At 66.5% G+C, this 18,540-nt stretch carries 16 protein-coding genes; 4 read left to right on the top strand and 12 right to left on the bottom strand.

From position 1 onward, the window contains the following. Positions 1-11: 11 nt before the first annotated feature. Positions 12-773, top strand: coding sequence for a maleate cis-trans isomerase family protein (locus ABZ720_RS16565; RefSeq protein WP_366556637.1), 762 nt, complete (start codon positions 12-14; stop codon positions 771-773). Here the strand turns inward: ABZ720_RS16565 and otsA are convergent, their stop codons facing one another. The 9 genes from otsA to ABZ720_RS16520 all read right to left on the bottom strand — a co-directional run bounded on the left by otsA (position 774) and on the right by ABZ720_RS16520 (position 11,328). Further along, a complete protein-coding gene (otsA, locus tag ABZ720_RS16560; protein ID WP_366556636.1) occupies positions 774-2,165 on the bottom strand; it encodes an alpha,alpha-trehalose-phosphate synthase (UDP-forming) in 1,392 nt (463 codons plus the stop codon). After that, complete coding sequence (locus tag ABZ720_RS16555; RefSeq protein WP_366556635.1) at positions 2,165-3,958, bottom strand: glycoside hydrolase family 15 protein; 1,794 nt, start codon at positions 3,956-3,958, stop codon at positions 2,165-2,167. Before ABZ720_RS16555 ends, otsA begins: the two co-directional genes overlap by 1 nt. A gap of 3 nt (positions 3,959-3,961) precedes the next feature. After that, positions 3,962-4,738 (bottom strand): trehalose-phosphatase, encoded by a 777-nt coding sequence (otsB, locus tag ABZ720_RS16550; protein ID WP_366556634.1) that lies wholly within the window; start codon positions 4,736-4,738, stop codon positions 3,962-3,964. Positions 4,739-4,817: 79 nt separating this feature from the next. Further along, on the bottom strand, positions 4,818-6,596 hold the full coding sequence (gene ptsP / locus ABZ720_RS16545) for a phosphoenolpyruvate--protein phosphotransferase (protein ID WP_366556633.1): 1,779 nt from the start codon (positions 6,594-6,596) through the stop codon (positions 4,818-4,820). Continuing rightward, positions 6,586-6,876: an HPr family phosphocarrier protein gene (locus ABZ720_RS16540; RefSeq protein ID WP_366556632.1), complete on the bottom strand. Its 291-nt coding sequence runs from the start codon at positions 6,874-6,876 to the stop codon at positions 6,586-6,588. Before ABZ720_RS16540 ends, ptsP begins: the two co-directional genes overlap by 11 nt. Before the next feature lie 60 nt (positions 6,877-6,936). After that, positions 6,937-7,347, bottom strand: coding sequence for a PTS sugar transporter subunit IIA (locus ABZ720_RS16535; protein ID WP_366556631.1), 411 nt, complete (start codon positions 7,345-7,347; stop codon positions 6,937-6,939). Between the two features lie 104 nt (positions 7,348-7,451). Beyond that, positions 7,452-8,828 carry an RNase adapter RapZ gene (rapZ, locus tag ABZ720_RS16530; protein WP_366556630.1) on the bottom strand — a complete coding sequence of 459 codons (1,377 nt, stop codon included), beginning with the start codon at positions 8,826-8,828 and terminating at the stop codon, positions 7,452-7,454. An 18-nt stretch (positions 8,829-8,846) separates the two neighbouring features. Next, the gene (locus ABZ720_RS16525; RefSeq protein WP_438264114.1) at positions 8,847-10,631 is read right to left on the bottom strand and encodes a sensor histidine kinase; all 1,785 of its coding nucleotides are present in this window, start codon (positions 10,629-10,631) and stop codon (positions 8,847-8,849) included. Next, the gene (locus tag ABZ720_RS16520; RefSeq protein ID WP_366556629.1) at positions 10,573-11,328 is read right to left on the bottom strand and encodes a response regulator transcription factor; all 756 of its coding nucleotides are present in this window, start codon (positions 11,326-11,328) and stop codon (positions 10,573-10,575) included. Before ABZ720_RS16520 ends, ABZ720_RS16525 begins: the two co-directional genes overlap by 59 nt. A gap of 311 nt (positions 11,329-11,639) precedes the next feature. On the opposite strand from ABZ720_RS16520, the gene ABZ720_RS16515 reads away from it, so the two are divergent. After that, on the top strand, positions 11,640-13,253 hold the full coding sequence (locus tag ABZ720_RS16515) for a phosphoenolpyruvate carboxykinase (RefSeq protein WP_366556628.1): 1,614 nt from the start codon (positions 11,640-11,642) through the stop codon (positions 13,251-13,253). A gap of 7 nt (positions 13,254-13,260) precedes the next feature. Here the strand turns inward: ABZ720_RS16515 and ABZ720_RS16510 are convergent, their stop codons facing one another. After that, complete coding sequence (locus ABZ720_RS16510) at positions 13,261-14,025, bottom strand: creatininase family protein (protein ID WP_366556627.1); 765 nt, start codon at positions 14,023-14,025, stop codon at positions 13,261-13,263. Positions 14,026-14,096: 71 nt separating this feature from the next. Between ABZ720_RS16510 and ABZ720_RS16505 the strand changes: the two genes are divergently transcribed. Together ABZ720_RS16505 and ABZ720_RS16500 are read left to right on the top strand one after the other, a co-directional pair. After that, entirely contained in the window at positions 14,097-14,510 is a 414-nt protein-coding gene (locus ABZ720_RS16505) for an EVE domain-containing protein (RefSeq protein WP_366556626.1), read from the top strand. A gap of 447 nt (positions 14,511-14,957) precedes the next feature. After that, positions 14,958-16,751: an amidohydrolase gene (locus ABZ720_RS16500; protein ID WP_366556625.1), complete on the top strand. Its 1,794-nt coding sequence runs from the start codon at positions 14,958-14,960 to the stop codon at positions 16,749-16,751. A gap of 200 nt (positions 16,752-16,951) precedes the next feature. Here ABZ720_RS16500 and hemF read toward each other — a convergent pair whose 3' ends face one another. Together hemF and ABZ720_RS16490 are read right to left on the bottom strand one after the other, a co-directional pair. Next, on the bottom strand, positions 16,952-17,833 hold the full coding sequence (hemF, locus tag ABZ720_RS16495; protein WP_366556624.1) for an oxygen-dependent coproporphyrinogen oxidase: 882 nt from the start codon (positions 17,831-17,833) through the stop codon (positions 16,952-16,954). Beyond that, a complete protein-coding gene (locus ABZ720_RS16490; protein ID WP_366556623.1) occupies positions 17,830-18,291 on the bottom strand; it encodes a tRNA (cytidine(34)-2'-O)-methyltransferase in 462 nt (153 codons plus the stop codon). The genes hemF and ABZ720_RS16490 overlap by 4 nt, the downstream gene beginning before the upstream one ends. Positions 18,292-18,540: the final 249 nt, after the last annotated feature.

Here is an 18,540-nt window from a genome sequence, read left to right as displayed (position 1 = left end):
GAACGCTGCTCATGCACCTGCCCTACACCCTGGCTGATTCGCAAGCGCCCGGCCGCGTCGCGCTCGGCCTCATCGTCCTGGGCGTGGACGAAACGGTCGAGGAGGATTTTCGCAGGCTGCTGCCCTTCGACGCCGCGCGCCTCTATCACACGCGCATAGAAAGCGGCAGCGACCTGACGCCGGACAGCATCGCTGCCATGAGCCAGCGGCTGACGGCGAGTGCCGCGCTGCTGCCCGCGCACGCCGGCCTGGGCGCCATCGGTTATGCCTGCACCTCCGGGGCGACGCTACTGGGCGAGGCGCGGGTCGCCGCGTTGATCGCAGAGGCGCGGCCGGCCGTGCCGGTGACCGACCCCATGACGGCGCTGAAGGCGGCCTGCCGCAGCCTCGGCATTCGGCGCCTCGGTCTGGTCAGCCCTTATATCCGCTCCGTTTCCGAAGTCCTGCTGCATGGGCTTAAGGTGGCCGGCATTGCCGTGCCCGCCTTCGGTAGCTTCGACCAGCAGGAGGAGAGAGTGGTGGCGCGAATTGCTCCGGCTTCGATCCGCGAAGCCCTGCTTCGGATCGGCGGCGAGGATGACTGCGAGGCGGTCTTCGCCTCCTGCACCAACTTGCAGGCTGTCGAGGTTCTGGCCGAGGTGCGCGAGCGGCTGGGCAAGCCGGTGCTGGCCAGCAACCAGGTGCTGGCCTGGCACATGCTGCAGCTGGCCGGGCTGTCCCGCCCGCAGTTGCTCGACAGCGGGAACAGCGGGACCAGGGTGGCAAGGGCCTGATCAGGCTGCCCAGGCGTCCTCGGCCAGGCGGGTGACGAAGCTGCGCCACCAGCGGGTGACATCCTGGGCCCGGATCACCTCCATCATGGCCTGCCAGCGCTCCTGCCGTTCCTCCAGGGACATGGCGAGCGCCTGGTGCAGGGCCTCGCCGGTGGCCTCGTAGTCCAAGGGATTGACGATCAGCGCCGCTTCCAGTTCATGCGCCGCGCCGGCAAAGCGTGACAGCAGCAGGACGCCCGGATCTTCCGGGTCCTGTGCGGCCACATACTCCTTGGCCACCAGGTTCATGCCGTCGCGCAGCGGCGTGACCAGCGCGACCGAGGCGATGCGCAGCACCCCGGCCAGAGCGCTGCGCGAGAGGCCGCGGTTGACGTAGCGCAGCGGCACCCAGTCCAGTTCGGCGAAGCGGCCGTTGACGTGCCCGCTCAACTCTTCGAGGCGCCGGCGCAGGTAAATGTACTCCGGCACCTCCGAGCGCGAATGGGGGGCGATCTGCAGGAAGGCGACGCGCCTGCGGTGTTCGGGATGATGCTCGAGCAGATGCTCGTAGGAGAGAAAGCGCTGGGGCAGACCCTTGGTGTAGTCCAGGCGGTCGACTCCCAAGAGCAGGCGCCGGCCATCCAGGCTGACGAGCAGGCGCCGCCGGGCCTCGTTGCGCACCTGGGCCGCCGCCTGAGAGAAGCTGTCGGGATCGATGGAGATGGGAAAGCAGCCGGCGCGCAGACGGCGGCCGAAGCACTCGATGCGGTCCTCGTCCAGCACCTTGCCCCCGGCTTCGAAGCGCAAATAGTCCAGGAAGGCGCGCAGGTCGGTGCGGGTTTGCAGCCCAATCAGGTCGCAGTGGCAGAGCCCCTGCATCAGTTCGCGGTGGTTCGGCAGGGCAGTAAGGGCCTCGGGGGCCGGGAAGGGAGTGTGCAGGAAGAAACCGATGGGGTTGTCCACGCCGCGTTTGCGCAGTTCCTGCGCCACCAGCAGCAGGTGATAGTCGTGGATCCAGATCAGGTCGCCGGCGCGTACCTGCTGCGCCAGCTGCTCGGCGAAGAGTTCGTTGACCCGGCGATAGGCTTCGAAATGCGCGCTGTGATACTCCATAAGGTCGGCGCGGTAGTGGAGGATCGGCCAGAGCACGCCGTTGGAATAGCCGTTGTAGTAGCCCTCGAGTTCGGCCTCGGTCAGATCGATGGTGGTGACCTGGTAATGCTCCTTGTCCTCCGTGTTGAGCCTGCGCTCCGTCTCGCTTTCGGCAATGCGACCGCTCCAGCCGAACCAGAGGCCGTGGCTTTCCGACAGCGCGTCGTGAATGGCCACCGCCAGTCCCCCGGTTGCGCCGCGGTTTCCGGCGCCGGTTTGCAGAGGCGTGACACGGTTGGAAAGCAGCAGCAGGCGCCGCATCACAGAGCCTCCCAGCTCCGGCTGAGGCGCGTTGCCGAATGAATGATGCCGACGAGAGAGTAGGTCTGGGGGAAGTTGCCCCAGAGCTCGCCTGTCTTCGAGTCCAGATCCTCGGAGAGCAGGCCGACGTGGTTGCGCCGCGCCAGGAGGTTTTCGAAAAGCGCGCGCGCTTCTTCCTCCCGCCCGGTCGCGGCCAGGGCGTCCACATACCAGAATGAGCAGATGGTGAAGGCTACCTCAGGTACTCCGAAATCGTCCGCTGCATGATACCGCAAAAGGTAACCCTCCCGCATAAGGGAACGCTCCACGGCAGCCACGGTTCCCAGGTAACGGGGGTCCTTGCCCTCGACGAAGCCCAGTTCCTGCATCAGCAGCAGACTGGCATCGAGGGTCTCGCCTTCGAAGGTGGCCACGAAGCTGTTCAGCTTGTCGTTCCAGGCGCGCTTCAGGATCACGCTGCGGATGCGCTCAGCCTCGGTGTGCCAGTAGGCCGCCTTTTGGGTCTGCCCCAGGCGGCGCGCGATTCGCGCCAGGCGGTCGCAGGCCGCCCAGCAGAGCAGGGTGGAGTAGGTGTGGACCATCTGCCGGCTGCGGTACTCCCAGGGGCCCGCATCCGGGGTGTCGAAACGCCGGATCGCCTGCTCGCCCAACTCCTCCAGACGCCGGAAGAGATTGAGCGTTCCGGGTGCCATCAGGCGCTGGTCGAAGAAGCACTGGGTTGCGGCCAGGATCACACTGCCGTAGCCGTCGTTCTGGACCTGGGTGTAGGCCTGATTGCCGATGCGCACCGGCCCCATGCCCCGATAGCCGGGCAGGCTCTCGACCACGCGCTCGTCGATGCGCTGTTCCAGGTCGAGCCCGAAGACCGGCTGCAGGTAGCCGTCCGGGGCCGCCGAGACCACGTTCATGATGTAGCGCAGATAGCCTTCCATGGTGCGCGTGGCGCCCAGGCGATTGAGGGCATTGACGGTGTAGTAGGAGTCCCGCAGCCAGCAGTAACGGTAGTCCCAGTTGCGCTGCGAGCCCGGCGCCTCGGGGATGGAGGTGGTGAGCGCCGCGATCAGGCCGCCGGTTTCCTCGTAGCTGCAGAGCTTGAGCGTGATGGCGGCGCGGATCACCGCCTCCTGCCACTCGAAGGGGATGGAGAGCGAGCGCACCCAGTCCCGCCAGTAGGCATCGGTCTCGGCAATCAGGCGGTTGGCCGCGGTTTCCACCGGTTCGGCCAGGCTCTCATCCGGCCCCAGCAGCAGGTGCTCGTCCTCCTCGAGCAGGAACCAGCGCTCGGGCAGGATGTAGGCCAACGGCGCGGTGGCGTAGAGCCGCAAGGTGAACGAGGGGCCGATGTAGCGGGCGTGATTGCTGCCGCGTGTGACCTGCGGTTTTTCGGCGCCGTAGCTGCAGGTGGGGCGGAGGACGACGCGGACCTGCGGCGTGCCGCTGATCGGGCGCATGCGGCGCACGATCATGGTTGGGCGGAAGGTGCGGCCGAACAGCTTGCTGCGCGGGATGCAGTCGGTGATCTCCACGGCGCTGCCGTCCTCGGCATAGAGCCGCGTGACCAGCACCGCCGAGTTGCGGCGATATTCCTGCTCGCAGCGCTGCTGCCCCTTGAGCTCGATGGCGAAGAAGCCTTCGGTCGGCTCCTCGCCTCCCAGTAGGGCGCTAAACCAGGGATCGCCATCGAACGCGGGCAGACAGCCCCAGACCATCCGCCCGTAGCAGTCCACCAGGACGCCGATGGCACAGTTGCCGATCACCGCCAGATCGAGGTTGGGCCGGGGCGCAAAGGTCAAGCGTCAGTCTCCTTTCGGGGTCAGGGCCTGCGCAGCCTGGCTCAACCAGTGGCGCAGGGCTGGGGGATCCGGCAGGGCCCAGCGCGCCGCGCTGGCCCGCCGTCCAACCAGAATGGTGTGGCCCTGCAGGGCGTTGACCCTACGGAAGCCGTCCTCGTCGGTCACGTCGTCCCCGGCGAAGGCGGGGATGCGCCCGCGGAAGGGTGGTTCGTCGAGGAAGGCCGCGATGGCCTGACCCTTGTCGCTGCCCGGCACGCGCAGTTCGATGACCGCCTTGCCCGGCACGGCGGCCAGGGGCGGTTCGCAGGTTGCAGCAAGCGCTTCGGCCAGGCGACGTGCCTCGGTCTCGCACGCCGGCGCGCCACGATAGTGCAGGGCGAGGCCGTGTGACTTGCGTTCCAGCAGCATGCCGGGATGGCGCTCGGCGAAGAGCGCAAGCCGCGCTTCCACCTCGGCGAAGCCGGCGGGCAGGGTGGCTGTGGGCAGGAGGTGCCCCCGGGCATCGCGCCGCTCCAGACCGTGCTGCCCGGCGGCGGCCAGATGCAGGGGAGCGAAGAGCGCATCGAGCTGTGCCAAGGGACGGCCGCTTACAAGAGCCAGGGCGCCGCCCAGGCGGGTGCGCAGGCAAGCCAGCGTTTCTGTCAGGCCGGCTTCCACCGCAACCTCATCGGGGCGCGCGGCGATGTCCACCAGGCAGCCGTCCACGTCGAGAAACAACGCCCAGTTGGTTCCCGGCAGCGGCGGTGCGGGCGGTTGGAAGAACGGCTCTTCGAGCGGCATGACGACTATAGGCGGATATGCATGTGCCCGGACCCTAGCCAAACTATTGGGTTGCGGCAACGCACGTGAAGCGCCTCTGCTATGCGCGGAAGCTCTCGAGGAGGTGCTGGATGGTCTCGCGATCGTGCTCGCGCAACATGGCTTCGGCAAGGGTCCGGCAGGCCGAGGCATCCAGTCGGCGCAGCGACTGCTTGATGCGGGGCAGGGCAGTGGGGCGCATGGACAGCTCGCGCACCCCCAGGCCGACGAAAAGCGGCAGGTAGCGTGGGTCGCCTGCCATTTCGCCGCAGACCGACACCGGTTTTCCATGCCGCAGTGCCACGTCGACGGCAAAGTGGATGAGCCGCAGCACCGCCGGGTGCAGCGGGTCATAGAGATAGGCCACCCGCTCATCGCCCCGATCGATCGCCAGGGTGTACATGATGAGGTCATTGGTGCCGATGGCGAAGAAGTCGGCTTCTGGCGCCAGGGCATCGGCGGCAAGCGCCGCGCCGGGCACCTCGATCATCACGCCCAGCGGGGGAAGCGGGTGCGGAACCGGTCGACCTTGCGCCGCCAGCTTGCGGGCGACGCTGTTGAGGGTGCGCCGCACCATGCGCAGCTCCTCGACGTTGACGATCATCGGCAGCAGGATCCGCAGGCGGCCCCCTACGTCAGCCTGCAGGATCGCCGCGAGTTGGGTTTCCAGCAACTCCGGAACCCGCAGCGAGAGGCGAACGGCGCGCAGTCCCAGAGCTGGGTTCGTGGCTTCACCAAGATGGTGCCCCAGGGCAGATGCGAGCTTTTCGCCGCCCACGTCCAGGGTGCGCACCGTGACCGGTCCCTCGGGCAGGCCGCCGAGGATGTGGCGGATCGAGTCGGCCTGTTCTTCCTGTTCGGGCAGGTCGTCGCGGTTCATGAAGAGATATTCGCTGCGCAGCAGGCCCACGCCCTCGGCGCCGGCGGCCACGGCCTGTTCCACATCGGAGGGGAGTTCGAGGTTGGCCTGGAGCGTGACGCGCGTTCCGTCGCGGGTCACGGCCGGCAGGTCGCGCAGGCGCTTGAGTGCCCGGGTGGAGCGCAATTGCCCGGCGCGACGGCGGCGATAGCTCTCCAGCGTCTCGGGCGTTGGGTCGAGGATCACCAGACCCTCGTTCCCGTCGACGATGGCAGCGGCGCTGTTACGGGCATGGCGCAGCAGTTCCGCCACGCCCAGAACCGCGGGAATGCCGAGCGAGCGGGCCATGATCGCGGTGTGGCCCTCGGCGCCGCCGAGCACGCTGGCAAAACCCACCACCCGGCGCGGGTCCATCAGGGCCGTGTCCGCCGGTGTCACCTCTTCGGCGAAGACCAGCGAGTTGCGGCCCAGTTCGCCGAAGCCCTGATAGGCCTGGTCGGTGAGGTGGCGCAGGATGCGCTGTCCGACCTGGCGCACTTCCTCGCCTCGGGTGCGCAGGTAGGAGTCGTCCATGGCCTCGAAAAAACCGACGATCTGGTCGATCTCGATCGCCAGTGCCGCCTCGGCATTGCGGCGCTCATCGCGCACGCGGCGTTCCACGCCCTCGCGCAACTGACCGGAGCGCAGCATCTGCGCGTGGGCTTCCAGCAGGTAGGTCAGTTCCTCTGCCGAGGCGCCATGCGTCGAGCCGGCCTTGCTGCGCAGCTTGCTGATCTGCCGCTCGGCGGCCTGCACCGCCACAGTGAAGCGGCTGATTTCCTTGGGCACCTGGGCGGCGGAGATGAGGTATTCGGGCACCGGAATCCGGCTGCCATCGCGCAGATGCGCCGTGCCGATGCCGATGCCGGGCGCGACGGCCAGGCCCTGCAGCCGGGTTTCGCCCCGAGGCTTCGTCTTGTCCTGTCCGCTCTCAGTCTTCATCGAACGCGCGCTGCACAAGTTCGGCCAAAGCGTCGAGCGCCTGCTGCGCTTCGGGGCCCTCTGCCCGCAGTTCCAGTTCGCAGCCCGGCGCGGCCGCAAGCATCATCAGGCCCATGATGGAGTTGCCGGGCACTTCCTGGTCACGGCGCACCACGGAGACCTGGGCCGAGAACTCCCCGGCCAGCTTCACGAACTTTGCCGCAGCCCGGGCATGCAGTCCCTTGCGATTGCATATGGTGACGCGACGAACAGAGGGGGATGTTGTTTTCTGATCATCCACGTTCTTGAAAGTCCTTCCGCGAGCGGCCCTTCGGCGGGCGGCTCCTCAGCGAGTGGCCCCTCAGCGACTGGCTTCGTCGCGCAGCAGCTGCGAGGCCACACTGATGTACTTGCGCCCGGCTTCCTGGGCCTGGAGCACGGCGTCGGCCAGGCGCTCGCGGCCGCGCACCTGAGCCAGTTTGATGAGCATGGGCAGATTGATGCCGGCGATCACCTCCACCCGGCCCTGGTCCAGCACGGAGATGGCGAGGTTGGAGGGCGTGCCGCCGAACATGTCGGTGAGGATGACCACGCCGGCCCCCTTGTCCACGCGTTGCACGCTCTCGATGATCTCCTGGCGCCGCTGTTCCATATCGTCCTCGGGACCGATGCAGACCGCAACGGCGTCAGCCTGAGGGCCGACGACATGTTCCATGGCTGCGATGAATTCGCTCGCCAGATTGCCGTGTGTGACCAGAACGAGACCGATCATTTCGCTTTCCTTACGGGCGCAGCCATGCGCGGGCCGGCCATTACTACCTGAATTGATCTGCGACCGCAGCCATCATTCGTCCACTTGCGACCCTTGGACACCGGTCAGCGCGGGACCGGGGAGGGGCGGGAGCTGTTGGCGTTGACCACAGCGCGCTCCAGTTCACGGTGCGAGAGGCCCGCCGGCCACCCAAGCTCGGAGAGCCGCGCCATGACCCGCTCCGCGGTGGCAACCGACCGGTGCTGTCCGCCGGTGCAGCCGAAGGCAATGGTCAGATAGCTCTTTCCGGCCGCCTGGTACTGCTCCATCAGAGGCTCCAGCAGGCCCAGCAGTCCGGCGATGAAGGGCTCGTAGTTGGGGTCGGCGGCCAGATAGGCGGCCACCGCCGGGTCGCGTCCGGTCAGGCCGCGCAATTCCATCTCCCAGTGGGGATTGGCCAGGAAGCGCGTGTCGAACACCAAGTCTGCCTCCCGCGGGAGCCCGAAGCGATAGGAGAAGGAGGTGATGAAGACCTGCATGCCGGCGGCGCGATCGATGGCGAGGTCGGCTGCCAGCAGGCGGCGCAGCTCCACCGGCGGCAGGTCGCTGGTGTCAAGGAGCCGATCGGCCTTGAGGCGCAGTGGCTCCAGCAGGACCCGTTCCGCGGCGATGCCGTCGGCCAGCGGCCGGTTGAGCGCCAGCGGATGGCGCCGGCGGGTCTCGGTGTAGCGCTGTTGCAGCACCGCGTCGTCGCAGTCGAGGAAGAGCAGGCTGGGCTCGATGCGTGGGTCGGCGCGCAGGCGAGCCAGTTGCCGCAGGAACAGCGGCACGGAAAAATCCATGGTGCGGCTGTCGATGCCCACGGCCAGCGGCTGCCGGCGCGGGTTGGCGCCCAGCACGCCGTCCAGCAGGCCCAGAGGCAGGTTGTCGATGGCTTCCCAGCCAAGATCCTCCAGGTGCTTCAGTGCCAGGGTTCGCCCCGCTCCCGACAGCCCGGTGATGAGCAGCAGCGGTGCGGGGGTGTCGTCCTTCTGCGCGGCGGGGTCCTGTGTCTCCGCTGTGGGCGGCGCCAGAGCCGTGGCCCGTGCCCGGGCGGCAAAGCGCAGCGTGGCCGGCGTGGTCGCTGCGGCCGGGTCCAGGCGCAGCAGCGGCAGGTCCAGGCCGAGCAGTTCCAGGCTCGCCTCTTCGGGCAGACGCTCCACGCCTTCTCCGGGCACCAGGTCCACGGCCAGGACCAGCGGCGTTTCCGGCAGGTGGGGCACCTCGGCCAGACCGAAGCCGCGCAGTTCCATCATGCCGGCGACCTGCGCCGGCGCGCGGGCCAGCAGCCGATCTTCTTCTCGGCGGATTTCCACCTGGTCGTCGGCGACCAGCCAGCCGCCCTCATCGATCAGGCGCAGCGCCAGACCGGACTTGCCCGCGCCGGCCGGCCCGCGGAGCAGCACCCCGAGTGGGCCGGCCTGGGTGGAAAGGGCGACGCAGGTGGCATGCATGCGTTCCATACGCGACTCCTGCAGCAATCAGCCGGCCGCCGGCAGGCGCACGGTGAAGCGGGCGCCGCCCTGCGGCCGGTTCTCGGCAACAATGGTCCCGTGGTGGGCCTCGACGATCTGACGCGAGATCGACAGTCCCAGGCCGGAATGGGTGCCGAACTTCTCTCCGGCGGGACGCTCGCTGTAGAAGCGGCTGAAAATGGCGTTCTCCTTGCCTTCAGGGATGCCGGGACCCTCGTCATCCACGGTGATGATCACCCAGACGCCTTCACGCCAGGCGGCAAGCCGGATGGTGCTGTCTGGCGGGCTGAAGGACAAGGCATTGGCAATGAGATTGCGGAACACCTGCCCCAGGCGACCTTCCTTGCCCATGACCGCCAGGTTTGCCCGCAGCGGCAGGGTCAGGCTGAGATCGGCGGTGCCGACTTCGGCCCGTTCGCGCTCCACTGCCACCAGGGTTTCGAGCAGGATCGCCATGTCGAAGCGTTCGCTTTCGGCCCGGGCCAATTCGGCATCCAGGCGGGAGGCATCGGAAATGTCGCTGATCAGCCGGTCGAGGCGCGACACATCGTCGATGATGATTGCCATGAGCCGCGCGCGTTGCTCGGGGTTCTCGATCCGACTGACCGTTTCCACTGCGCTGCGCAGGGAGGTGAGGGGATTCTTGATCTCGTGCGCCACGTCGGCGGCGAAGTGCTCGATGGCCTTGAGCCGGCTGTGCAGCGCCTGGGTCATCTCGATGAGCGCGGCAGAGAGGTCGCCGATCTCGTCGTGCCGGGCAGTCATATCGGGAATGCTGTCAGCCTGTCCGCTGCTGCCCCGAACCCGGTCGGCGGCTTCCGCCAGGCGCCGGATGGGTCGGGCGATGGTCCGTGCCAGGTAGAGCGAGAGCAGGATCGTGACCGCCAGTGCCACGGCAAAGACCAGCAGGATGTCGCTGCGGCGGTCGCGCACCGCACGGTCGATGGCGCTACCCTCTTTGCTGACCATCAGTGCGGCCACGACCTGACGGTAGCGCTGGACCGGTACGGTGACCGAGAGCACGAGGCGCTGGCCGGCGTCCTGGCGCACTGCGGCGGAGCCTTCGCCGGCAAGGGCCTGCTCGACTTCCTCGTAGTGGGTGGCGCTCTGCCGCGGCTGCTCCTGATAGAGCGGCAGGGCATCCGGGTACAGCAGGCGGCGCATGTTCTTGTCGTAGAAGTCCTCGATCCAGCGGATCGCCTCCAGGCCAAGCGATTGCGGCGGCGGCAGCTCTTCCACGCGAACCACCGCTTCCGGCCCGCCGAGCATGAAGGAATCCGCCACCAACTCGCCGCTCTGGCTGAAGACGCGCGCCCGCAAGGGCGCGCTCAGGGAGATGTCGCTGAGCAGCACCCGGATCAACTGGCGGGCGGACTCATGCATGAGCTGCTGATCGCCCTGGGGGCCGTCGCGGATGGCCGCGGAGCCGAGGGCCAGCGCAACGGTGGTGGCCTGGGTGCGCATGGCCTCGATCTCGGAATCGATCAGGCTCTGGCGGTACTGCTCCAGATGCAGAAGGCCGAGCACGGGGATCAGCAACACCAGGGTGTTGATCAGCAGGATGCGGCGCGTGAGGGGGGAGCGCCAGGCCGGCCGACGCCGACGCGCGTCGGCGCTGCTCTCCTGCCTTCCGCGCAGCTGCGAAAGCCGGGGTGCGATCGTCTCGCCTGTCCTTTCTTCCGGGCGGCCGCTCCGCCTCCGCTTCGCGCCCGATGCCGCCGCCGCCTTCGGCTCAGATGTCCCGGTAGCGGTAGCCGACACCGTAGAGGGTCTCGATCTGCGCGAAGTCATCGTCGACCACCTTGAACTTCTTGCGCAGGCGCTTGATGTGGCTGTCGATGGTGCGGTCGTCCACATAGATGTGTTCGCCATAGGCCGCGTCCATCAACTGGTCGCGGTTCTTCACATGCCCCGGGCGCTGCGCCAGCGCGCGCAGGATCAGGAACTCGGTGACCGTGAGGTTCACCGGGCCGCCCTTCCAGGTGCAAAGATGGCGCGCCGGGTCCAGCATCAGTTCGCCGCGACGGATCGGCGCCTCGCGTTCCGGGTCGAGTTCCTCGCGGGCCGCCCGCTCGCGTCGCAGCAGGGAGCGGATGCGCTCGACCAGCAAGCGCTGGGAGAAGGGCTTGGTGATGTAGTCGTCGGCCCCCATGCGCAGGCCCAGCACTTCGTCGATCTCCTCGTCCTTGGAGGTGAGGAAGATCACCGGCATGTTGGAATTTTCGCGCAGGCGCTGCAGCAGTTCCATGCCGTCCATGCGCGGCATCTTGATGTCGAGCACGGCGAGGTCTGCCGGATGACTTCTCAGTCCCCGCAGCGCTTCGGTGCCGTCCGTATAGGTCCGCACGCGGAAGCCTTCCGCTTCCAGTGCCATGGAAACCGAAGTCAGAATGTTCCGATCATCATCCACCAACGCGATGTCGTAGCGCTGGGGCTCGATCTCGTCCGGTGAGGCTGCGCTCCCCTGGCGCTCGCTTTGTGCTTTCATGCTCTGCTCACTCTGGTCACAGGGTCATCGGGACCGATGGGTGGTGTTGCTGCTGTCGTGTTCAAAGTCCGCGATCATAGCGTCAGCGCGGCAGGACTGGCCAGAACTCCTGCGTTGCCGCCCGAAAACGCGGGCCGCCGGGGCGATATGAGGTGGCGTCCGCGCCGTGCAGGAACGCCGGTGCGGGGCTGGTGAACCACTTGCAATCGTCGGGCGTTTCCCCTGCGACAGCCCAACTCTTGCCATTTGCACCGCGGCCCACTAACCACAATCTCGGAGAGGTTCACGAAACAAGGGAACGGAGACGCATCGTGGATAACACCGGCCCGGTCGTCAGCAGCCACGGACTGGATACCATCGGACTGTATAATCTCGGCAAGGCGCATTGGAACCTGCCTGCGCCGCTGCTCTACGAGGCGGCATTGCGGCGGAATGAAGGGCTCGTTGCTTCCGGCGGCGCTTTCGTTGCTTACACCGGTCAGCATACCGGCCGCTCTCCGAACGACAAGTTCATCGTCGAGGAACCCTCTTCCCAGGCGGATATTTGGTGGGGCAACGTCAATCGCCCCATGTCGCCCGAAGCCTTTGATGGCCTGCTGCGCAAGGCGCGGGCCTATCTGCAGAACCGCGAAGCCTTCGTTCAGGATCTCTGGGCCGGCGCCGACCCCGAGCATCGCCTCAACGTGCGGGTGATCACCGAGAATGCCTGGCACAATCTCTTCGCCCGCAACATGTTCATCCGCCCGCCGGCCGAGGCCCTGCAGTCCTTCGAGCCGGAGTTCACAGTGCTGCAGCTTCCGGGCCTGCAGGCCGACCCGCAGTTGGACGGTACGAACAGCGAGTGCTTCGTGCTGGTCAACTTCGCCCAGCGCCTGATCCTGATCGGCGGCACCTGGTACGCCGGCGAGATCAAGAAGTCGATCTTCTCCGTCCTGAACTACCTGCTGCCGGCGCGCGACGTGCTGCCGATGCACTGCTCGGCGAATGTCGGGCCCAAGGGTGACACCGCGATCTTCTTCGGCCTCTCCGGGACCGGCAAGACCACGCTTTCCGCCGACCCCTCGCGCAACCTGATCGGCGATGACGAGCACGGCTGGACCAACAGCGGGGTCTTCAATTTCGAGGGCGGCTGCTACGCCAAGGTGATCAAGCTCTCCGCCGAGGCCGAGCCGGAGATCTGGGCCACGACCCGGCGTTTCGGCACCATCCTGGAGAACGTGGCCCTCGACCCGGCCACCCGTGAACTGGATCTGGATGACGGCCGCTTCACCGAGAACACCCGCGCCTCCTATCCGCTGGACTTCATTCCCAACATCGTGCAGGAGGGCGCGGGCGGCCTGCCGCAGAACATTGTCATGCTGACCGCTGATGCCTTCGGTGTGTTGCCGCCGATCAGCGAGCTGAGCCCCGAGCAGGCCATGTATCACTTCCTCTCCGGCTACACGGCGCGGGTCGCCGGGACGGAAAAGGGGCTGGGCAGCGAGCCGCAGGCCACCTTCTCCACCTGCTTCGGCGGGCCCTTCATGCCGCGCCATCCCAGCGTCTATGCCCGCATGCTCGGTGAAAAGATGGCCAAGACCGGTGCCCGCTGCTGGCTGGTGAACACCGGGTGGACCGGCGGCCAGTACGGCGTGGGACAGCGCATGTCGATCCGCCACACCCGCGCCATGCTGCGCGCGGCCCTGGATGGCAGCCTTGCCGGTGTGGAAAGCGTGGTCCATCCGCAGTTCGGGCTGCGCGTGCCGACCGCCTGCCCCGACGTGCCCGCCGAGGTGCTCGACCCCCGGCGCACCTGGCAGGACACCGGCGCATACGATTCCACGGCGCACGAGCTCACCAAGCGTTTCGAGCAGAACTTCAAGCAGTTCGAGGCCTATGTGGACGATCCCGTGAAGGCGGCCGGCATCTACGCCAAGGCCGCCTGAAGTCCGGTCAGTCCTCCACCGCGAAGCGTTTCCAGACCTCGCTGAGTTCGGTCACGGCTGTCTCGTACAGCCGAGCGCCGGCCTCGGCGCTGGCCTTGCGCGGATCGGAACCAATGCGCCCGTCGGCGAAGCGGTGGCGGTAGTCGTCGGCATCTCGGATCGGGCCGTTGGGCGCGCGCCCCGGCGTCAGCGCGTTGCCGGCCGCGGCGAGTCGCTGCCCGGCTTCGGGAAAGGCGTGATAAGTGAGCGACACCTCCGAGCAGGTGGCGTGGCTGCCTTCGTCGGCGCCGAAGACTTCGCTCGAGAGCCGCTTGACGCCGGGCACGTCCCACCAGTTGTGCAAGCGGCAGCGCAGCGGCGGCCGATTGCCAGAGGCGGTGCCCAGGCTGGATTCGGCATAGATCTCTGAAAAGGCGGCCGTGACGCTGGCAATGTTGCCGCCGTGGCCGTTGAGGAAAAAGAAGCGGTCGAAGCCGTGGCGTGCCAGGGAGTTCACCACATCCTGCACCACGGCGATCAGCGTGGTCGGCCGCAGGGTGATCGATCCGGGAAAGCCCAGGTGATGCTGTGCCATGCCGATGGACAGTGTCGGGGCGATCAGCGCGCCGCAGCGCTCGCCGATGCCCTCCGCCAGCACCTCGGGGCAGAGCGCGTCCGTGCCGAGAAAGCCGGTGGGACCGTGCTGCTCGGTGGAGCCGATGGGAATGATGATGGCGGTGGACCCGCGCAGATAGGCCTCGATCTCCGGCCAGGCGCAGTGCTGCAGCTTCATAAGGTCTCCTTTCCGGTGTGGCGGTGCGGCGGGGCTTTTGCTATGGGGCCTCAACCGCTGTGGAGGAAAGCATGGCCTATTGGCTGATGAAAAGCGAACCGGGAACCTGGTCCTGGGACGATCAGGTGCGCGAGAGCCGGACCCATTGGGACGGTGTGCGCAACTACCAGGCCTCGAACAACATGAAGGCCATGAAGGTGGGGGACCTCGCCTTCTTCTACCACTCGGTCAACGAGAAGCGGATCGTCGGCATCGTGCGGGTGGTGAAGGAGTACTATCCCGACGACAGCGACCCCAGTGGGCGCTTCGGCATGGTGGACGTGGAAGCGGTCAAGCCTGTCGAGCGGCCGGTGACCCTCGCCGAGATCAAGGCCGAGCCGCGGCTGGCCGATCTGGCACTGGTGCGCCAGTCACGCCTGTCCGTCGTGCCGGTTTCCGACGAGCACTGGCGCCTGATCTGCGCCATGGCTGAAACCGAAGCCTGATACGCGCATTCAGGCTGGATATCGGTTCATCTGAACCACAGGGTTTCATATTAGCTGCGTGATTCCGGTCTATTTACAAAGTGGTGAAGTAGATTCGCGCGCTCTTTTTGGGTCGCACGGCGATCCTGCTCGAGCGCGCTACTCGAGTCTGAACCCCTTGCTTCAGATTGAATGCGATCCGGTCTGACTCTTTGGGCTGAAGATGTGAGTGATTGCAGTCCGCGTCTCGCCAGATGACAAAACTATACAATTACCATATTCGAGAATGTTCGCGGTCGAGGTACGATTGATCGCGCTAAATCAATATTTGGCGAGCTGATCTCCAAATTCTGCTTGCTCTCTCAGTCTTCAGCACACGACAACCGGGTTGACGGACATGGTCTAGTGGCACAGAACTTGTGCTCTAGATTAAGTTATCTCTTGGAAGGATTATCAATGAGACCAATTGTGGGCAGGGCGGCGCTGTTGATCGGCGCGGCGCTGTGGGCCGGGAGCGCGACAGCGCAGGAGATCGCTGACACGATCTATTCCGGCGGGCCGATTGTCACAATCAACGATGCGCAGCCCACCGCTGAGGCGGTAGCGGTGAAGGATGGGAAGATCCTGGCTGTCGGCACGATGGACGAGGTCTCGGCGCTCGAAGGCGAGGGAACCGAGATGTTCGATCTTGCCGGTCGCGCCATGCTGCCCGGTTTCTTCGACAGCCACGGCCACGTGGTGATGGGTGGCATCCAGGCGCTTTCGGCCAATCTGCAGGCACCGCCCGACGGAACCGTCTCCGACATCCCGAAGCTTCAGCAGGCGCTGAGGGACTGGATGGCCGACAACGAGGCGGTTCTCGAAAATGCAGGGATGGTCATCGGCTTTGGCTATGACAACGCGCAGCTTGCCGAGTTGCGGCATCCCACGCGCGATGAGCTCGATGTTGTCACCACCGAATGGCCACTGATCATACTGCACCAGTCCGGCCACCTTGGCGTCGCCAATTCCAAAGCACTGGAGTTGGCCGGGATCGATGCTTCCACCGAGGACCCGGCGGGCGGCGTCTTTCACCGCGACGCGGACGGCGCACCGAACGGCGTGATGGAGGAATATGCTTTCTTCCGCGTGCTGATGCCAATGATCGCTGATCTCGGCGCGGATGGCCAGGAAGCCTTTGCCAAGGCTGGCGCTGAACTCTGGGCGCAGTTCGGCTACACCACAGGTCAGGAGGGCCGCTCGTCGGGCTCGTTGGTCGAGGCGCTGCGCGCTGTCGACGCACGGGGTGAACTTCCGATCGACGTGGTGGCCTTTCCCGACGTGCTGGAGGCGGCGGACTATATCAACGAGCACGCCTCGCAGGAGTACGACGGGAAGGTGCGCACCGGTGGCTGCAAGCTGACGATCGACGGCTCGCCGCAGGGCTTCACCGCACTTCGCGACCAGCCCTACTACGACCCCGTTGGTGACTACCCGCCAGGCTACAAGGGCTATTCCGCCATCACCATGGAGCAGACGCAGGACGCGGTGAACTGGTGCTACGAGAATGGGCATCAGATCATCACCCATGCCAATGGTGAGGGCGCGTCGGACATGTTGCTGGCGGCGCTGGGTGCAGCCCAGGAGTCCTACGGAGACATCGGCAACCGCCCTGTGCTGGTCCACGGACAATTCCTGCGCGAGGACCAGGTGGACCTGATGCAGAAGTTGAACGTGTTCCCGTCGCTCTTCCCGATGCACACCTTCTATTGGGGCGACTGGCATCGCGACCACACCGTGGGGCCGATTAACGCCGACAACATCTCGCCCACCGGATGGGTGCGCCAGCGCGGCATGATGTTCGGCAGTCACCATGACGCGCCGGTGGCCTTCCCCGACAGCATGCGGATCCTCTCGGCCACGGTCACCCGGCGCACCCGCTCGGGCGACATCCTTGGGCCGGCACAGCGGGTAAGCGTGATGGAGGCGCTCAAGGCACTGACCATCTGGCCTGCGTGGCAGCATTTCGAGGAAGACCGGAAGGGCACGATCGAGACCGGCAAGATCGCCGATTTCGTGATCCTGTCGGATGATCCCACCGCAGTGGATCCCGAGACGCTGGCCGAGCTCGAAGTCGCGGTGACGATCAAGGATGGCGCGGTCATCTACGAGGCACCTGAGGGTGAGCAGAAGGCCGACCTTCGCGATTACCCGTTCTTTGGCGACCCAGTCGCGGCGCATCACATGTTGCATGCGATGTACGAAGGGATGGGGGTGGAATAACCCGTCCCTTGCACGCTGCTGCCGAACGGTGCGCCGAGCCGGCAGTTGCGAGCGCGAAAGCGCGAGATCTAAACGTTTGGGCCGCTCCGAAAGGGGCGGCCCAATTGCCATGGTCGTCGTGGCAAGCGCAGCGCTCTGCGCACGCCTTCCGAAATCAAAACGAAGTCCTGAGCCCGGCCGTCCGACTCTGGACTGCTCTGTTACGGCCAGGCCGCCAGTGGCGGCAGAGACATGAGGATGGCCTCGACGTTGCCGCCCGTCTCCAGGCCGAATCGGGTGCCGCGGTCGTAGAGCAGATTGAATTCGACGTAGCGCCCGCGGCGGAACAGCTGGTGCCGGCGCTGCTCCTCGCTCCAGGGGCGGTGCATGTGACGGCGCACCAGCTTCGGATAGACCTCGAGGAAGGCGCGGCCGACGTCCTGGGTGAAGGCGAAATCCCGCTCCCAGTCGGTTTCCAGATAGTCGTAGAAGATGCCGCCGACTCCGCGGGCTTCGCCGCGATGGCGGATCATGAAGTAGTCGTCGCACCAGGCCTTGAAGCGCGGATAGTGCTCGGGATCGTGTCGGTCGCAGGCGCTGCGGAAGGCGTCGTGGAAGTCGGCGGTGTCCTGCTCGTCCGGGTACATGGGGTTGAGGTCCGCGCCGCCGCCGAACCAGGCTTTGCTGGTGACGATGTGCCGCGTGTTCATGTGCACCGCCGGCACCAGCGGGCTCTGCATGTGGGCGACCAGGGAGATGCCGGAGGCCCAGAAGCGCGGATCGGCCTCGGCGCCGGGGATCTTCTTCGCGAAGTCCGGCGAGAAGCGGCCGTGCACAGTGGAAATGTTGACCCCCACCTTCTCAAAGACGCGGCCGTGCATCTGGCTCATAACCCCGCCGCCACCCGGCGCACCGTCGTGGTCCTTGCGCTCCCAGCTCTTGCGCTCGAAACGCCCCGGTTCCTGCTCGGCCAGCGGCGCATCCGGCCGCGCCCCCAGCTCGTCCTCGAGTTCCTCGAAGGCGGCGCAGATGCCGTTGCGCAGTTCCTCGAACCAGGCTGCCGCCTTTGCTTTGCGGGCCTCGATGCCATTCGTATCGCTCATAGCGACTCCTGCTGCGGAAATCCCCTGGTCTGACGGAGGGCCTCGCCGAGCACCATGGCGCCGGCCACCGCGACATTGAGGGAGCGAAAGCCCGGAGACAAGGGAATCGCCAGTCGGGCGTCGGCAGCGGCGTGGACCGACTCGGGCACGCCCGCGCTCTCGCGCCCGAGCAGCAGTATGTCGTCCGCACGGTAGGTGAAGTCGGTATAGGGCGTCGTGCCGGCGGTGGTCAGCAGAACGAGCCGCTGTGCCCGCGCGCGGCGGAAGGCTTCCCAGGAGGAATGGCGGGTGACAGAGGCCAGCACGGCATAGTCGAGGCCGGCCCGGCGCAGCCGCTTGTCCTCCCAGAGAAAGCCGAAAGGCTCGATGAGATCGACCGGCACGGCCAGGCAGGCGGCGAGGCGCAACAATGTGCCGCAGTTCTGGGGAATGTCCGGTTGATAGAGGGCAAGGCGCATGGCGGCTCTCGACAATCCTTGGTCGGTGGGGTGGTGGAATTGGGGTCTTGCAACCACGCCTGGGCGAAATCGGCGCGCAACCGGACCAGCCGGCCTTTACTTCACGGCGGAATTTCCTCTATATGCACCGCGTCACGCAAGGCGAGCGAGCTGCGCGGCTGCTGGCTTGCGCCATGACGAGGCCGGTGTTCGCGAGCAGGACGGCAGGGGACCCACGCGCGGTGCATGGGCGGCCGGCATCACGGGCAC

This window comes from Aquibaculum sediminis, from assembly GCF_040712085.1.
Taxonomy (GTDB): Bacteria; Pseudomonadota; Alphaproteobacteria; order Kiloniellales; family DSM-21159; genus Aquibaculum; species Aquibaculum sediminis.
The sequence above is the reverse complement of the archived record's forward strand: the minus strand, read 5'-3'. Positions and strand labels throughout refer to the sequence as shown.

What these genes read in the sequence shown, in the direction of transcription:
- ABZ720_RS16565 (WP_366556637.1), top strand. Translation starts at nt 12, where the DNA reads ATGCACCTGCCCTACACCCTGGCTGATTCGCAAGCGCCCGGCCGCGTC.
- otsA (WP_366556636.1), bottom strand. Translation starts at nt 2,165, where the DNA reads ATGCGGCGCCTGCTGCTGCTTTCCAACCGTGTCACGCCTCTGCAAACC.
- otsB (WP_366556634.1), bottom strand. Translation starts at nt 4,738, where the DNA reads ATGCCGCTCGAAGAGCCGTTCTTCCAACCGCCCGCACCGCCGCTGCCG.
- ptsP (WP_366556633.1), bottom strand. Translation starts at nt 6,596, where the DNA reads ATGAAGACTGAGAGCGGACAGGACAAGACGAAGCCTCGGGGCGAAACC.
- ABZ720_RS16535 (WP_366556631.1), bottom strand. Translation starts at nt 7,347, where the DNA reads ATGATCGGTCTCGTTCTGGTCACACACGGCAATCTGGCGAGCGAATTC.
- rapZ (WP_366556630.1), bottom strand. Translation starts at nt 8,828, where the DNA reads ATGGAACGCATGCATGCCACCTGCGTCGCCCTTTCCACCCAGGCCGGC.
- ABZ720_RS16525 (WP_438264114.1), bottom strand. Translation starts at nt 10,631, where the DNA reads ATGACTTCGCGCAGATCGAGACCCTCTACGGTGTCGGCTACCGCTACC.
- ABZ720_RS16520 (WP_366556629.1), bottom strand. Translation starts at nt 11,328, where the DNA reads ATGAAAGCACAAAGCGAGCGCCAGGGGAGCGCAGCCTCACCGGACGAG.
- ABZ720_RS16510 (WP_366556627.1), bottom strand. Translation starts at nt 14,025, where the DNA reads ATGAAGCTGCAGCACTGCGCCTGGCCGGAGATCGAGGCCTATCTGCGC.
- ABZ720_RS16505 (WP_366556626.1), top strand. Translation starts at nt 14,097, where the DNA reads ATGGCCTATTGGCTGATGAAAAGCGAACCGGGAACCTGGTCCTGGGAC.
- hemF (WP_366556624.1), bottom strand. Translation starts at nt 17,833, where the DNA reads ATGAGCGATACGAATGGCATCGAGGCCCGCAAAGCAAAGGCGGCAGCC.
- ABZ720_RS16490 (WP_366556623.1), bottom strand. Translation starts at nt 18,291, where the DNA reads ATGCGCCTTGCCCTCTATCAACCGGACATTCCCCAGAACTGCGGCACA.